The following is a 14274-nucleotide window of genomic DNA, read 5'->3' as shown; positions in this document are numbered from 1 at the left end:
TTGTGCCTTTAGATTATTCAAAAATCTTCAAGAAAGTTTTACTTGCAACTACTGCTACTACCTTAAGTGTTGGGGTAGTTTCAGGCTGCTCGCTGTTTTCTTCGGAAAAAAAGAGCACCAAAACAGCATCAGTATCTAAAAAGAAAAAAGATACTGAAAAAGAAAAGAAGAAAGATGAGAAAAAAGATGAAAGTAAGAATGAAACGAATGAAAATTTAAATACTAACGATTTTGATGAAATCATTGATAATGCAAAACGTAGCTCTGATCAAAATTTAGCCGGAATCATTGAAAATAACAAAACTAAAAAGAAATTTGATGATTTAACTGATTCAATTGCTACCGCGGCTATAAATTCAGATAGAAATCTAGCATCAGTTATTGACGGTGATAAATCAAATAATCGTTTTTCAGATTTAAATACTTCAATAGCATCAGCAACAAACAATCCTTCTGTTTCGGATAATAAGGATAGTAAGAACTTTGTATTTGGTGGCGATTTAAATATCAATGATGGGGTTGCTATTGCAGATAATTCAATGCCTCCAGTTAATCATGATAAAAAACCGCCAGCTTCTGGAGATTCTAGTAACGTAGGAGATGCAAAACCACCAACAGGTGGTGAAGGTAATAGTGGCGGGGGAGATATAAAACCATCAACAGGTGGTGAAGGTAATAATGGTGGAGGAAATACAAAACCACCAACAGGCGGAGACGGTAATGATGGTGGAGATGGTAATGATGGTGGAGGCGGTACAAAACCACCAACAGGCGGAGATGGTAATGATGGTGGTACAACAAAACCGGAGAAACCTGAAAAAGATACAGTGGCACCAGTAATTACAGCAAAGCAAGGTGTAACTATACATGTAGGAGATAGTTTAAGTGCAGGCGATTTAGTAGAAGTAAAAGATAATAAAGATCCAAACCCAGTGGTAATAGTGGGAGCGTACGATACAGGTAAGGTAGGGGAAATTCAAGTAACAGTAACGGCAACAGATGCATCAGGAAATAGCTCAAGTACAACAGTAACCGTCAACGTAGTCGAAAAAGAAGAAGAAAAGGATACAGTAGCACCAGTAATTACAGCGAAACAAGGTGTAACTGTTTATGTAGGAGATAGCTTAAATGCAGGAGATTTAGTAGACGTAAGAGATAATAAAGATCTAAACCCAGTAGTAATAGTAGGAGCGTACGATACAAGTAAGGCAGGAGAAATTCAAGTAACAGTAACGGCAACAGATGCATCAGGAAATAGCTCAAGTACAACAGTAACTGTCAACGTAGTCGAAAAAGAAGAAGAAAAGGATACAGAAGCACCAGTAATTACAGCGAAACAAGGTGTAACTGTTTATGTAGGAGATAGCTTAAATGCAGGAGATTTAGTAGACGTAAGAGATAATAAAGATCCAAACCCAGTAGTAACAGTTGGAGTGTATGATACAAGTAAACCAGGTACAATATCAGTTCAAGTAACGGCAACTGATAAGGCGGGTAACAGCTCAACTGCAACGGTAACAGTAAAAGTAGTGGAAAAGGAAGAGGAGAAGGATACGGAAGCACCAGTAATAACAGCAAAACAATATGTAACCGTACATGCGGGAGATAAATTGAGTCCAGGAAGTTTAGTGAGTGTAAAAGATAATAAAGATTCAAACCCAGTAGTAACAGTGGGAGCATACGATACAAGTACGCCAGGTACAATATCAGTTCAAGTAACGGCAACTGATAATACGGGTAACAGCTCAACTGTAACGGTAACAGTAAAAGTAGTAGAAAAGGAAGAGGAGAAGGATACGGAAGCACCAGTAATAACAGCGAAACAAGGTGTAACCGTACATGTGGGAGATAAAGTAAGTCCAGAAAGTTTAGTGAGTGTAAAAGATAATAAAGATCCAAATCCAGTAGTAACAGTAGGAGCGTATGATACAAGTAAGCCAGGCACAATATCAGTTCAAGTAACGGCAACCGATAAGGTAGGAAATAGCTCAACTGAAACAGTAAATGTTATAGTTCTTGAGAAAGAAAAGCCAGAGCAGAAACCAGAGCAGAAACCCGAACAAAAACCAGAACAGAAAACTGCAGGAGCAACTTCTAAAGAGCAGGATAATGGATTACTTGCATCAAATTTTAATGGTGTAGCTAAATAAGATTTTAGAAGGTTCATCTATAAGTTTTTTATCAGTCGAACTTAACTAATCAAAATCATATTGTAAAAAGGTCCGACTTTCCTACAGTTGGACCTTTTTTATATGTTTAATTAATTGTATTAAAATTTCATAAATTTATTTAATGGTTTATAGCGTAAAATTACCTTACCTTCAATATCATTCAAAGATATAAATCCTATTTCTTTAAATCTACTGTCTAAGCTTTCATCACGATTATCCCCTAATACAAAAATTGTATTATTTGGAACCCTTTCGAAACCATAAATATTTTTCAATGAAAAATCAGCTGTTTTACCTTTTGAGTATGCATCTTTTACCTGAAGTCCATTTATATAAAGCATCTGTGATTTATATTCTATTCTATCTCCAGGTAAACCAACTACTCTTTTTATAATTGTTTTTTTATTAGAAGTGTTTTCTAGGGGGGAATTAACAACAACTATATCAAATCTTTGCAGATCGTCTATTGAATGGGTGAGGTGATTAATTAAAACCTTGTCATTATTAAATAAGGTATTTTCCATAGAGACTCCAGAAACCTTATATGGAAAAAAAACGAACTGTCTTAGTAAAAGTAAGGTAACGCCAATTATAAATATTAATATTGGAAAAACAGAAATTAGACGTTTTTTCAATTGTAAATCAAACTCCATTCTGAGGGTTTATAATATTCATCATAACATAAATTTAATGGATTAAATATTCTGAAGATTGTTGTTTTTAAAGGTGTAATTTGTTAAAATTAAGTATACCTTTTTTAATTTCAATTTTTTATATCCATAACTACTATAGCCCTTTCGGGGTTTGAATTTTCAAAGATAGTTTAAGTTTTTTACTTTTACTTTCTTTTTAAATATAACTCCGAAAAGGGCTTTTTTGCGTTTTTTGGAGAACATCACATTGTGAAAGGATGAAGATTTTATGAAGATCAAAAGATTATTTTTAGTATTAGGCGTTTTAGCTATGATGTTTGCTTTTTATAACACCTTTATAAAGGATGAACCTCAAACAGATGCTTTAACTCCAATCAAAATAGAGGATTTGAAACAAAAGATTCAATACGATTACCTGTTTGAAGATGAATTATCACAAAATGTGATTAATGACTTAGGAGGGCAATTCAAATTAATATTTGATGATATTGATAAGAACGGTCACTTAACCATTTATCAAAACAAAAAAGAACTAGAAATGTTTTTAGGAAATCATGTAACTACTGCAGAATTAGCTGATGAATTTACATCAGACTATTTTAGTACAAATAAGAATTACAAAATTACTTATAAAAGTAAACCAAGTTTATTTAATTATGAAGAACCAAGAACTGTTACAAAAGTGAAAAAAGGATTGTTTTTGGTAAAACAAAACGACTTAATTCTGGAATTTAAATATGTACCAAAAATAGATGGATTTCGAATTTCTGAGATTACATATTTAAAATAAAAAATTATTAGGGGGAACTTATTATGGTAAAAATTAGAACGGTGATTGCTGATGCTTTAAGAATTGATGAAGAAGTGAATAGTTTTTTGAAATATTGTAATAATCAAGGGAAAATAGCTAAAGAAATAAAACCAAGTGGGATCATTAATCGTGAATATGATCAAGGCCAACCACTTGTAACCGTTATGGTTGTTTATGAAGAATAAAATTAACTGCAGTTATGAAAGAGACGAGGGTCAGTTCCTTGTCTTTTTTATTTTCTAAGAAGGGCGGATATATAGACTATGAAAATATTGAAAAAAGTAGCCGTCTTTAATTACAAAGAATTTGAGAATTCTTTGTTAGAGATGAATAATTGTGAATTAGATGTGGCTGATATAATGGTACTTGTTGATTTAGCTAAAGTTTATTCGTAAAGATTCATTCTCAGTTAAAGAGCTATTGGATCAGAACTTTCAACTTGAATCTATAGTGGCAGCTGTTGATTATATGCGGCCTAAAATAGTTGGAAATCATACTGTTTTATACAAGATTACAAGGAATAATGCAGTGGATTTGATAAAAGGAAACCCAAGTAAGGAAATAATTAAACAACAAGGAGAAAGTGGGTATACAGAGCAAACAGTGACAGGATTAAGAGTAAAAGGTAAAACTATTTTAGCAATTGTAGCCCAGTTATATCAAGATGTCTTAACAGATGAAGATACTATAGCATCTAGCGACATTTCATGTGATCGAGTAGTAGAATCACAACCACAAAGATGTAATACCAATCGATATTTGATTGTAAACCATCGTATTGTATTTCATGCAAAAAAGGATATAGTAGGGTATTTCCTACAACTGAAGAACAAAGGCAGCATATAATTTAATTTTGTATTTTCATAAAAAGGAGAATGCAAAATGAATAAATGTACATTTGGTGGCAGAGAATCAGATTTTCATGATTCTAAAATTGTAGGCGGTTATCAAATATTAACATATTGCACAGATTGTGAAGAAGAAATTCCTCAAGATCAAAGGGATTTTTAGAAGAAATTTAATTTAGAGAGGGATAACTCAAATGTAGAAGTGAATGGACCAACAAGTTCATTCACTTCTTTTATTTGTGTACTCATAGTACTAATTAGAGTTACTATCTCTAATTGAGCTTATAGATGGTGGTAACTAAACACATGCTAACTATGTTAATAATATGAAAGATCTTCTATGGTACTAATTTTATCATTTCAATCTTTCCTCAATTTTAAGTACTGGGAAGTAATCACCAATCTCATTTGTTTCCTTATCGTTACGAGTCATACTAATACTTCCTATGTTAGCATATGTAATAGTTAGTGTTTGCCAACCTTCATGTTTTAGTAATTCATCTGATAATTGACTGTATCTATTAACTGCCATATCCTTAGCTGGAAATAGATTGTTAGATGCTAATACAATATTTGCTTTTATTTCACCATTTTCAACAGATACGTTATTTAATTTGTCATTTTCTCCAATAGAATAATACTCAATAATTTCTTTTACATTATCAACTGTAAGTTGCTGTGGCGATTGTTCTACTACTGATTCCTTGTCCGCGGTGGGTACCTCTGCTTCTGCTTTTTGTTCAGTCGTTTGTGTTTGAGTATCTTTAGTCGCTACCTCTACTTCTTGCTCAGACGGCTGTGTTTGGGCAGTTTCAGTTTCTGCTTCTACTGGGGCATCTTCTTCAGATATTTTTCCAATACTTTTTTCTGTTGTACCTACTTTATTTCCGTATTGTATATCTACAATATTCCCAGCTGCAATAACATACATATTTGTCGCTTTATTGAACTGATTAATACCATCTTTCCACTCGGTACCTTCTGTATCAGACATTCCTGTTAATAGTTTTGATGTAGATAATTCATATTCTTCCATTGCTTTTATTAGGTTCTTGTGTTGAGTTTCATACTTTTTGTCAGGAACTAAGTCTTTAAATTCTTTAGTTACCTTTCTAAATTCCATAACCGCTTCTTTATACTCTTCTTGTGACGAAGATAGCGAATGGTCTTTCTCTTGTATTTCAGTCATTTTATTGGATGCCTTCCTCATAGCTCCAGTTCCTTTTAAAAATCCTTTTTCATACTTTGTTTCATCTTCTATGTTTCCGCAACCCCCGACAAATAGCATAAGTGGAAGTAATAAATATACGAGCCTAAGCCTTAACATGTTGTAAACCCCTTACTTTCTAATTTTTTGTTTTATTCGTTATAGATTAAATCACTACACTCTTTTTAGGGCTTCTAAAATTAAAGTGTAGTAAACCCAGATTTTAAAATGTATGTATTTGATATTCATCTCAACATCTTAGTTTGCGAATAATATGTTTGAATAATATTGTAATTGTAACATTTAAATTGAATACTGCACTATAAAAATTAGAGAAATTATTTCTTGTTTTGATATACAATTAAATAAAAACAGACCATAAACCAATAATATAATTTAAAGTTTTTGTATTATTTCTAGTTTAAAAATTGGCTGTTTTTGGTTATTGATATGGTATAAAAAGTATATAATTTTTTTCTTTTTCCTTTCTGTAATTAAAGCAACCTATCGGGTTGAAGAGTACGCATTTTTAATGTGTTATGTCTTCTCCTTTTAGGTTGCTTTTTTATTTTGCTTAAAAAAGGAGTGATAATTTGAATCATTTATTGAGACTTTCAGAAACAATACATCCTGTTACTTTAAATGCTTATCGATGGAAAATTACTAAAGGGAAACTTATTACCAAACGATTAATTAGAATTGAAAATATCGATTTAAGAATTGATACAGAACTCGAAGGTGTTAGAGTAGGTGATACAGTTTATATTCATGTAGGAGATGTTATCTCGTATATCACAGCTGCTGAATGGGATCAGTATCAAAAAGAACAAACATGTAATTGAAGATAGTTACAATAGGATGGTAACTAGTAACAGTCGTAATAGAAATTTTTTTAATGAAAACAAATAAAAAGAGGAGTGTATAATCATGAATGTGTCTATTTATAATCGCGAAAATAAAGAGTGGAAAGAGAGAAGAGAAACAAAAAACAACAGTTTTAACGAAGTACTGAAGATATTGCAAATAATTGAAAAAAATATAGGAGGGAATACCTGTATTGCACCGGCAGAAATAGATTTGGGAATTTATCCAGAATTAATAAAGATGGAAAAAATAATACGAAATAAGCTAATAGGATATCAAGAAGATTTTTATTTCTTTGATATATATTATTATTTCTTATTTAAGCGTAAGGTATTGTGGTTAGTACGTGAGACAGGAACTAGAATAATAAATTTATATAATTATGAAAACGTTGAGGAAAGCAGGTAGCATTTGAAATACTGGAATTCTATATTCATCAAAGTTGTAGTGTAATCTACAGCATAATTGATGGCAGGTTGAAAAAAATAAATAATAATTAGGCTTTCGAATTATTAGAAAGTGTAAAACTATCGAAGAATTTGATTTGTTAACTTAAGAAATTTAAATAACAGAATAAATTTTCTGAATTTAAAGATAAAATAAACCTCATTGTGATATAATTTAGTTGCATTTTTTCTTTTTCTTTTTTATATCACTAACTACTTATAGCCTTTCGGGTTAATGAAATTACACAAAAAGGAACTTTATGTTACTTTATTTCATTGTGTAAACAATTCATTTTCCTGGAAGGTTATTTGTTTTTGCCTGAAAGGGGTGATGCTATGTCATAGGAATTAATTATTAAATAGAAACTGCTGCTGCAATGTCAAAAGTTTTTCGAAAAGGGGTGCATATTATGTTGGTTACAGTAATTGTGTCAGTTGTGGCTGGTATGGTCTCAGGATTGGCTAGTCATTACATCACAAACAAAAAGTTTTTGTTGCCTCGTAAGAGCAAGCTTGCATTTCACCCGGGTTTCTTGGGAGAGATGTTTGTAGGCAGTATTGCTTCACTCGTTGGTGTTGCAATGTTTAACCCTGAAACAATGATGGATATTCTTAAGGTGAGTATTCTTGCTGGGATTTCAGGGCAAGCTTTCCTGCTGCACAATCGTTTGGCGACGGAACAAGTAAAAACTGACGAGCTTCAGTCTATTTCAAAGAAATTGACCGAACTCGAAAAAAAGAATAAGGAATAAAGGAGGAGTAATCTGTTATAAATAGAAATAGAGAGATGAGGAGATTTGGTTATGTAACGGCCAAATACAAAGAGTTAAGTTGAGGTGAGCCCCATGTCTCGAAAGGAAGTTTTTGATTATCTAGATGATCAAGAAAAGGAAGATTTAGCAGAATGGACAGAAGAGCTTAAGAATGCTCAATCTACGAAAGCAGTTAAACTTTATTCAAGTAAGATAAAGGAACTGCTAGGAAAGATTGAACAACGAATGATTAATTCAGGAGAGGAAGCAGCGACAGTTAGCTTCTAATTGAATAGCAAGAAATAGAAAAGCTGATGGAGGTTTTATCCATCAGCTTTTCTTTATTATAAAAAAATTTCTAAGAAAACAGAGAAGATGGTTGATTTGCTTTGTTATTAAAAAAATTATGAGGAGTGTTTACAATGAGTACAGATTTATTCATGAAATACTAACGAAACGCGGAATTATTCCAGAAATCGATAGGGCAGCGATGTAAATGATGGAGGAAAGCACATTATCACTGGTAATAGTATCGTCAGTAATATGTTTATTGGAATACCTGGTACACCGAATGAATAGATGTCTGGGACAAAAAATGGGATGGTAACAAGATGACGAATAAGCAGCAGCGTGATGAATATGAACAAAAGAAAATCTTGTGGATCATAAGGAATTTAAGAACTAGAGTTGTGCATAACAGAACAGATAAGGTTGAGGTATAACCACCCTAGCTAATGATAAAAGCCCTACAGGGGATGTAGGGCAAGACTAAGGGTATTGAAGAATTGTCGATTCTAAAAGTAAAGGACTTCTTGGAATGTTATAAGTTTAACATAAAATCTATTAAAACATTATATAAAGATGTTACGAAATTATGAATATAAAAAAACAAAGATAAAAATTATGAAAAAAGTTGATAATCCATAGGAGCCAAAAGGGATTATGTTTGTAATAGCGTTTTTATAGAGTGAATACGACAAGCTCTTGCTTTTCGTAATATTCGGTAATCTAATAGGGGGCCCTACCTAATAGACTGGTTCCTGAGTATTATGATGCCTGAAAGCATCAAAAAAGCCCGTACAGAAGCACAGACCAGTTGTTACACATATCGGTAACTAAATTTTAACAGATTGTTAGGTAGTTATCTAGTGAACTACTCGCCACTTAGCAAAGCTTGAAGTGGGAGCTTCTCAGTTCCACGACGAAAGTAACCTTTCGTCTCCCTGAGCGTTACTTCGGGGTGTTCCACCCCTAGATGTCCAACGCTTGGACGCTCTTTTGGTACGGTTGATATTTTACGCGGGAACCGAATGGCTTGGTTTTCGCACTCTATTTTCTTCCTGCAACCTCATATATCAAGTTATCGAAGAGCTTCATATAGCAAGTTTATCAAAAGTTTTTGGCTATGCCAAACCGAAATTCATCTCCTACCTACCGTTGGGATACGCCCTTCACACGCTTGAGGAAGGAGAATTCTTTCGGGGAGTTCGTTAAAAATGAAAAAACGCTCGATGGCAACGAGCGTTGTAGAGAAAATATTCCCTAAAATTAGCTACATGTATTATAACATACGTTTTCTCTCAGTAAATAAGGAGGAATGAAATATGATTGAAAATCCAATTACTTACGGTAATTATCATGACTCATCAGCAAGAGACTTTATTGAAGAATGTGAAGGTTGCAATGGAGAAATATACTTCGGTGAAAGTTACTTAGATTTTGGTGGTGATTACTTACACGCAGAAACAGAGTGCATTACGCAATATGTAATGTCTCATTCTACAGAGAAAGTGGCAGGTGAATAAGGTGGGAATACAAAGCAAAATTGAAGCTGAAATTCAAATTTTAAAGAGTTTGGTTGAACGATATAAGCAAAGCAAAGAGCCTAACGCTGTATCAATGGTTGTAGCTTACGAATATGGGTTAGAAGCACTTATGAAAGTGTATGAAGCTAGTAAACAAACGGAAATAGCACCATTTTAAAAAAAGGGGAGATTCATATGACAGCTAAAAATTACTTTTCTAAATTAGCTTAAATAGATTGCACGGAACATGTTGAAAAGAAAGGGCGTTTTAGCTACTTATCATAGGTAGTTAATAAACTTCGTGAGGTAGATCCAACAGCAATATGGGAAGTAAAACAACTTAATGGAGGGACTTACTCAAAACAGATTGTGGTTACTTTATAGGGGGTGAATTAACTGTACAAGAAAATCACTAAGTCAAAGTCACCCACTACTAAACAATCAAAACAAGCCGATTGCAGAGCGTAATAGTTTTGACATTAACACGAGTATCCAGCGGTGCTTAGTAAAAGCAATTGCAATTCACGGATTAGGTTTATAAATCTATGCGGGTGAAGATTTACTAGAAATCCAAGTGGACATGATTAATGCTCAACAAGTTAGTGCAATTAAATTAAACATAAAAAAAATTAGCTACTCGTCGAAAAGTAGATGAAGACATGATTAAAGGACAATTAAGTATTAAAGAAATTGGCGAATTGACATTAAAACAAGCAGAAGAAGTACTGAAGAAATCAACAAAGTGGGTTAAAGGCAACATAGCGGTATGCGAAAGGGCGAATGCGTGATGTTTAAGATACCTGTAAGGCGTGGGTCTATGAAGGAGATGTTAATAGCAGTTCGTGATTTAGAAAAACGAGGTTATGACTATGTAACGCCAATTAAACGAATATATAGGGCAGAAAGAACCTTTTATCATGAAGGTAAGTTCAGAGGGAGAGAAAAGGTTCGGTTTACTGGCATGGAGGACAATGTGAGTTATGAGTGTTGGATGAAGAAAGTGAACTAAATGAGCAAATTACTTATACATTAACAACCTTCAATCGTTTTATTAGGATTAATAAAACGATTGTATTAAATGAAGCGATATTTTTACAACAAGTTCATTATTGGTAAATATATTAAAGTATTTCAATGAAGGCTATAACAGTTACGATGAATGGCTTAAGTAATTTCCTTTATCCTTTATGGTCTTCTGCTACATTACGAAGGATAATAAATAAACTTGAGAAGCAAGGGTTACTTATAAAAAGGAATTACAACAAGTTAAAAATAGATCAAACAAAATAGTAAGGTTCAATCTACTATATTTACAACAAGCCTTACAGGAGTGTGTTTAGAGGGTGCGTATTACGAACGGATTGTATCGCGGATTCTCAATAACTTCAGAACGATTACTTTCAAAGAAACAAAGTCTTACAGAAGAAAGACATTATCATTTTTAAAGGGGGAATTAAAATGTGTGCATGTAACGGAACGGGAGTAATTAAGAACGATATGGGTAATGGATGCTTTCAATTTGCACCTTGTATTTGCGAAGCAGGGAATCGCAGTCCTGAAGAAGTGGATAGAAGACGTCATGCCGTTATGGCGGAGCTAAGGGAAATTCATCAATTACAACTGGGGGGGGAAATGGGATGCCACGACTTGGAACGGATTTGGAAAAGGAGAATTACATAATGGCGTTGCAACAAGAAAGGTACATGAAGAAATCTCGTCGTAACTTATATATCGCTTTAGAAGAATTAGACTTAGTGTTTGATGAAAGTGAAGTGATTCAATTAAGAAAAATGTGGGATGAGGATAAAGGTATTCTCGAAATAGCAAAAGAGCTAGGAAGGCATCAACTAGAAATCGCCGCATTAATCATGGATCAGGCAGATAAGAACAAAATCAAATCGCGCCCAATGGGGTTAGGAGCATGAAACAACTAACACTAGAGGATGTAGTCGGAAGTTTTGATTATACTGCAACAAGTACAGCGGATAAGTTTTTGAAACGTAATAGCATTATCACGTATTCAGTAGAGTTTTACGATAAAGACGAGAAATGGAAGCGCCGTTGGTTTGACGCGAAGTCCGGGGGCGCAGCTATAGAAATGGCTAAAAAGAAATACGGGAACATACAAATCATTACCACCCATATTTCAGATAGAACTTTAGAGGAGATTATGAATTTGGATTAGGAGGCATAGCGCCATGATGATAAATAGATGGCTAGAAAAGGAAGATTATCAAGCAGCCGAGAAGAACGGAATTGGCTATAACATGTTATATCGTAGGGTGTATCAAATGGGATGGGATGTTAGTAAGGCAATTAATACACCGCCTCGGAAATATCAATTTAGGGAACAAAAGTGGTTAAGGATAGCATTAGAAAATGGGGTTAAAAAGAAGACATTTTTAACTCGTGTTTATAAAGGGATGTCACCAGAGGAAGCAGCAAAAAAGCCTGTAAAGAAATTAAGAGCAACAATGGAAGATATGGTCAATTTAGCTGAAGAGAACGGTATTTCATATAGCACATTTAGTAAAAGAGTATTAAAAGGAGGATGGAGTCCACAAAGGGCAGCAACTACACCTATAAGGAGACCTAAGAAGAAAAGCGGCTAGGAGGCAACATGGACAGGAAACAAATCTATATCGATGTTTTACTACAAAAAGGAATTTATAAAGAGGAAAAGACAGGTCGACAACTTTATGAGATGACTGAACAAGAGTTGTGGAATCTAATTAAAGGAGTGTATCAAGAATGATGGAAATACAACATGGTGTTTACGAAGTGACTCAATTATTAATCAAAGCAAAGGGAGGTAATTGACACTCCCACGGCTAAAGCCACAAGCTAGCTAACGTCAGTGGGATTCTTACTACCAAAGGCGAAGTCTATTTCTAGTATCGCTGACGTGCAAGATTGCGGTGTGCCATCACCACGCCGTATCCAGTGCATATAGCAGATACGGCACTCATTCTATTACCAAACGAGTCAGATTGTGAGTTCTCAAATGTGTTTTAGCGTCTTGTGCTTGACGACTCAATACATTTTACGGAGTAGAAGAATTTGTTACTTCAACCTCCTATGTATTCTGTTTTGAGAGAACAAGATTGTTTTAGAGACTTTTACTTGCCTATTATGAAAATGATACCAATTCAAATTCTTGATGTAGAGAACGTACCTTCGGTGTTTTATTTGTACATCGCATTTGACCTCATTCTCATCCCATTCCTAAAGTGGGTGCTATCGCACCGTAGTGGGGTTTCCCGTTCGGAAAATCTATAAAAGATGTGGAGTTACCAAGATATGCAAAGTCTGGTGGTGCTGGTTTTGATTTTGTAGCAGCAGAGGACACGATTATATGGCCGGGCCAAACAAAGGTTGTACAAATGGGATTAGCTTTGGAGATTCCACCAGGATATGAAATGCAGCTACGCCCGCGTAGTGGTATGACGCGTAATTCTTGGAACTGAGGATAGTGTACTTGTTGATTACATTGAATTCCTTAAAGAGGCTAGCATGCAAGCTAATATAATTGAAAGAGGGAATCTGGACTTCGGATCAACGGAGGGTGAAATAAAAAAGGCTAGGATTTGCTCCTAGCAAAGAATTATGTCGTACAGAAAGGTAAAAACCTAATGTTTGCAATTTCATTATATAACGTTTCTGGGGTGGAAGAATTAAATCATAGCAATCTTTACGTAACTTTTACATGTGATTGAAATATTTGATAACACAGAAATAGATTTATTAGAAATTGAAATTATTAAAGGGATTTCTGCACATGGAAATCCTAAATGTAATGTATGCGGTAAAGAAATCTTAATAGTACCGAGTTACGTGGTTATTGATTTAGATGAAGATACTGCTTACTAGGAATAGAGCTCCTAGCAAAATTAAAGAAGCAACTAAAATTAAGAACTGGTTTTTCTGTGGTTTTCGAAATTCCCTTATTAAGCTAAAAACGACACTCATTCCGAAACAAATGTATAACAAAATCATTATTGTTCCTGACATACTTAACACTCCTAATATATTGATAATTTAATTATATATCGAAAAGTACGTGTATGTAAATTTTTAACAAAAATTTGCTGGAATAAAAAAATGGCTCTTACTATTACGTAAGAACCCCATAACCGAAGAAAAAAGTCGTATGTGAAACCAAACGGGAATCACAACCATATTTTAACATTTTAATATATAGTTGTCTATACATCGAATTGAAAAAATATTTATTTAAACGAAGGAGCCCTAGATTTAGGGATCTAGAGCTTCTTGTGTGGGTATAATTCACACAATTTATGAAAAGAAAAGAACTTACTGAAGATAACATATAAATGTTTCATAAATGTATCAAAAAAGTGAAAAAATAGTTATTTGAATAGAAAATGATAGCTGGAATATTAAGATTGTATCAGCTGTCACTAAAATAAAAATTTATTTTTATTAGTTGGTTTTTAGTTGATATTTTTACTTCTTTTAGAAGAAATAGTACCAAATATTACTCCTGACATTGCTCCGATTAAAGTCATAAAAATTGCACTCCATGCTGCAAATGACATAACTACACCTCCTAAAAATAACTTATTGTAACTATTTAAAGCTATTGTTTCTTATTCTTTTTAATAGAAATGATGATTGCAACAACTGTTAAGGAAATAAGAGGAGACCACGAAAAGAAAGACATGTAGTATTCTTCTTTCGATAATAATTATAAACA

At 33.6% G+C, this 14274-nt stretch carries 20 protein-coding genes and 4 pseudogenes; 21 read left to right on the top strand and 3 right to left on the bottom strand.

Annotated elements, in window-relative coordinates:
• Positions 1–2: 2 nt before the first annotated feature.
• On the top strand, positions 3–2150 hold the full coding sequence (locus ACW0JX_RS27680) for an adhesin (RefSeq protein WP_459245947.1): 2148 nt from the start codon (positions 3–5) through the stop codon (positions 2148–2150).
• A gap of 119 nt (positions 2151–2269) precedes the next feature.
• Here ACW0JX_RS27680 and lepB read toward each other — a convergent pair whose 3' ends face one another.
• A complete protein-coding gene (lepB, locus tag ACW0JX_RS27675; RefSeq protein WP_454497116.1) occupies positions 2270–2806 on the bottom strand; it encodes a signal peptidase I in 537 nt (178 codons plus the stop codon).
• A gap of 286 nt (positions 2807–3092) precedes the next feature.
• Here lepB and ACW0JX_RS27670 point away from each other — a divergent pair, with 286 nt between their 5' ends.
• The 4 genes from ACW0JX_RS27670 to ACW0JX_RS27655 all read left to right on the top strand — a co-directional run bounded on the left by ACW0JX_RS27670 (position 3093) and on the right by ACW0JX_RS27655 (position 4646).
• Positions 3093–3614 (top strand): peptide ABC transporter ATP-binding protein, encoded by a 522-nt coding sequence (locus tag ACW0JX_RS27670; protein ID WP_454497118.1) that lies wholly within the window; start codon positions 3093–3095, stop codon positions 3612–3614.
• A 23-nt stretch (positions 3615–3637) separates the two neighbouring features.
• A complete protein-coding gene (locus tag ACW0JX_RS27665; RefSeq protein WP_459245946.1) occupies positions 3638–3820 on the top strand; it encodes a hypothetical protein in 183 nt (60 codons plus the stop codon).
• 343 nt (positions 3821–4163) lie between these two features.
• Entirely contained in the window at positions 4164–4481 is a 318-nt protein-coding gene (locus tag ACW0JX_RS27660; protein WP_454497119.1) for a hypothetical protein, read from the top strand.
• Positions 4482–4517: 36 nt separating this feature from the next.
• Positions 4518–4646 (top strand): hypothetical protein, encoded by a 129-nt coding sequence (locus ACW0JX_RS27655; protein ID WP_427272818.1) that lies wholly within the window; start codon positions 4518–4520, stop codon positions 4644–4646.
• Between the two features lie 192 nt (positions 4647–4838).
• On the opposite strand, the gene ACW0JX_RS27650 is transcribed toward ACW0JX_RS27655, so the two are convergent.
• Positions 4839–5810: a hypothetical protein gene (locus tag ACW0JX_RS27650; protein ID WP_454497120.1), complete on the bottom strand. Its 972-nt coding sequence runs from the start codon at positions 5808–5810 to the stop codon at positions 4839–4841.
• A 473-nt stretch (positions 5811–6283) separates the two neighbouring features.
• On the opposite strand from ACW0JX_RS27650, the gene ACW0JX_RS27645 reads away from it, so the two are divergent.
• The 16 genes and pseudogenes from ACW0JX_RS27645 to ACW0JX_RS27570 all read left to right on the top strand — a co-directional run.
• The gene (locus ACW0JX_RS27645; protein ID WP_454497121.1) at positions 6284–6532 is read left to right on the top strand and encodes a hypothetical protein; all 249 of its coding nucleotides are present in this window, start codon (positions 6284–6286) and stop codon (positions 6530–6532) included.
• Between the two features lie 85 nt (positions 6533–6617).
• Complete coding sequence (locus ACW0JX_RS27640; RefSeq protein ID WP_454497122.1) at positions 6618–6962, top strand: hypothetical protein; 345 nt, start codon at positions 6618–6620, stop codon at positions 6960–6962.
• A gap of 448 nt (positions 6963–7410) precedes the next feature.
• On the top strand, positions 7411–7752 hold the full coding sequence (locus ACW0JX_RS27635; RefSeq protein ID WP_025118342.1) for a DUF4257 domain-containing protein: 342 nt from the start codon (positions 7411–7413) through the stop codon (positions 7750–7752).
• 93 nt (positions 7753–7845) lie between these two features.
• Complete coding sequence (locus ACW0JX_RS27630; RefSeq protein ID WP_000087400.1) at positions 7846–8040, top strand: hypothetical protein; 195 nt, start codon at positions 7846–7848, stop codon at positions 8038–8040.
• A 1316-nt stretch (positions 8041–9356) separates the two neighbouring features.
• Positions 9357–9557, top strand: coding sequence for a hypothetical protein (locus tag ACW0JX_RS27625; RefSeq protein ID WP_000572102.1), 201 nt, complete (start codon positions 9357–9359; stop codon positions 9555–9557).
• Between the two features lies 1 nt (position 9558).
• Positions 9559–9735: a hypothetical protein gene (locus ACW0JX_RS27620; RefSeq protein WP_168410769.1), complete on the top strand. Its 177-nt coding sequence runs from the start codon at positions 9559–9561 to the stop codon at positions 9733–9735.
• Between the two features lie 53 nt (positions 9736–9788).
• A pseudogene (locus ACW0JX_RS27615) lies at positions 9789–10345 on the top strand (Sak single strand annealing protein).
• Complete coding sequence (locus ACW0JX_RS27610; RefSeq protein WP_000472844.1) at positions 10345–10566, top strand: hypothetical protein; 222 nt, start codon at positions 10345–10347, stop codon at positions 10564–10566. The pseudogene ACW0JX_RS27615 and the gene ACW0JX_RS27610 overlap by 1 nt, the downstream one beginning before the upstream one ends.
• 125 nt (positions 10567–10691) lie before the next feature.
• Positions 10692–10847 carry a DeoR family transcriptional regulator gene (locus ACW0JX_RS27605; protein ID WP_377901793.1) on the top strand — a complete coding sequence of 52 codons (156 nt, stop codon included), beginning with the start codon at positions 10692–10694 and terminating at the stop codon, positions 10845–10847.
• Between the two features lie 7 nt (positions 10848–10854).
• Positions 10855–11043, top strand: a pseudogene (locus tag ACW0JX_RS27600) (hypothetical protein); the annotation flags it as partial.
• Positions 11016–11280, top strand: a pseudogene (locus ACW0JX_RS27595) (hypothetical protein). The pseudogenes ACW0JX_RS27600 and ACW0JX_RS27595, both read left to right, overlap by 28 nt.
• The gene (locus ACW0JX_RS27590; protein WP_031313036.1) at positions 11195–11482 is read left to right on the top strand and encodes a hypothetical protein; all 288 of its coding nucleotides are present in this window, start codon (positions 11195–11197) and stop codon (positions 11480–11482) included. Before ACW0JX_RS27595 ends, ACW0JX_RS27590 begins: the two are co-directional and overlap by 86 nt.
• Positions 11479–11742, top strand: coding sequence for a hypothetical protein (locus ACW0JX_RS27585; RefSeq protein ID WP_168410771.1), 264 nt, complete (start codon positions 11479–11481; stop codon positions 11740–11742). Before ACW0JX_RS27590 ends, ACW0JX_RS27585 begins: the two co-directional genes overlap by 4 nt.
• Before the next feature lie 13 nt (positions 11743–11755).
• Positions 11756–12169 carry a hypothetical protein gene (locus tag ACW0JX_RS27580; RefSeq protein ID WP_000973345.1) on the top strand — a complete coding sequence of 138 codons (414 nt, stop codon included), beginning with the start codon at positions 11756–11758 and terminating at the stop codon, positions 12167–12169.
• A gap of 8 nt (positions 12170–12177) precedes the next feature.
• Positions 12178–12312: a Fur-regulated basic protein FbpA gene (locus ACW0JX_RS27575; RefSeq protein ID WP_000375383.1), complete on the top strand. Its 135-nt coding sequence runs from the start codon at positions 12178–12180 to the stop codon at positions 12310–12312.
• Between the two features lie 520 nt (positions 12313–12832).
• Positions 12833–13097: pseudogene (locus ACW0JX_RS27570) on the top strand (dUTP diphosphatase); the annotation flags it as partial.
• A 306-nt stretch (positions 13098–13403) separates the two neighbouring features.
• Here ACW0JX_RS27570 and ACW0JX_RS27565 read toward each other — a convergent pair.
• Positions 13404–13568: a hypothetical protein gene (locus ACW0JX_RS27565; RefSeq protein ID WP_459245945.1), complete on the bottom strand. Its 165-nt coding sequence runs from the start codon at positions 13566–13568 to the stop codon at positions 13404–13406.
• Positions 13569–14274: the final 706 nt, after the last annotated feature.

Source organism: Bacillus sp. C-3-6 (assembly GCF_054509685.1).
The sequence above is the reverse complement of the archived record's forward strand: the minus strand, read 5'-3'. Positions and strand labels throughout refer to the sequence as shown.

Bases quoted from the DNA above. Each gene is read 5' to 3' on its own strand.
- ACW0JX_RS27635 (WP_025118342.1), top strand. From the start codon at position 7,411: ATGTTGGTTACAGTAATTGTGTCAGTTGTGGCTGGTATGGTCTCAGGA.
- ACW0JX_RS27625 (WP_000572102.1), top strand. From the start codon at position 9,357: ATGATTGAAAATCCAATTACTTACGGTAATTATCATGACTCATCAGCA.
- ACW0JX_RS27640 (WP_454497122.1), top strand. From the start codon at position 6,618: ATGAATGTGTCTATTTATAATCGCGAAAATAAAGAGTGGAAAGAGAGA.
- ACW0JX_RS27580 (WP_000973345.1), top strand. From the start codon at position 11,756: ATGATGATAAATAGATGGCTAGAAAAGGAAGATTATCAAGCAGCCGAG.
- ACW0JX_RS27670 (WP_454497118.1), top strand. From the start codon at position 3,093: ATGAAGATCAAAAGATTATTTTTAGTATTAGGCGTTTTAGCTATGATG.
- ACW0JX_RS27665 (WP_459245946.1), top strand. From the start codon at position 3,638: ATGGTAAAAATTAGAACGGTGATTGCTGATGCTTTAAGAATTGATGAA.
- ACW0JX_RS27605 (WP_377901793.1), top strand. From the start codon at position 10,692: ATGAAGGCTATAACAGTTACGATGAATGGCTTAAGTAATTTCCTTTAT.
- ACW0JX_RS27585 (WP_168410771.1), top strand. From the start codon at position 11,479: ATGAAACAACTAACACTAGAGGATGTAGTCGGAAGTTTTGATTATACT.
- ACW0JX_RS27565 (WP_459245945.1), bottom strand. From the start codon at position 13,568: ATGTCAGGAACAATAATGATTTTGTTATACATTTGTTTCGGAATGAGT.
- ACW0JX_RS27655 (WP_427272818.1), top strand. From the start codon at position 4,518: ATGAATAAATGTACATTTGGTGGCAGAGAATCAGATTTTCATGATTCT.
- ACW0JX_RS27650 (WP_454497120.1), bottom strand. From the start codon at position 5,810: ATGTTAAGGCTTAGGCTCGTATATTTATTACTTCCACTTATGCTATTT.
- ACW0JX_RS27575 (WP_000375383.1), top strand. From the start codon at position 12,178: ATGGACAGGAAACAAATCTATATCGATGTTTTACTACAAAAAGGAATT.
- ACW0JX_RS27610 (WP_000472844.1), top strand. From the start codon at position 10,345: ATGTTTAAGATACCTGTAAGGCGTGGGTCTATGAAGGAGATGTTAATA.
- ACW0JX_RS27590 (WP_031313036.1), top strand. From the start codon at position 11,195: ATGCCACGACTTGGAACGGATTTGGAAAAGGAGAATTACATAATGGCG.
- ACW0JX_RS27630 (WP_000087400.1), top strand. From the start codon at position 7,846: ATGTCTCGAAAGGAAGTTTTTGATTATCTAGATGATCAAGAAAAGGAA.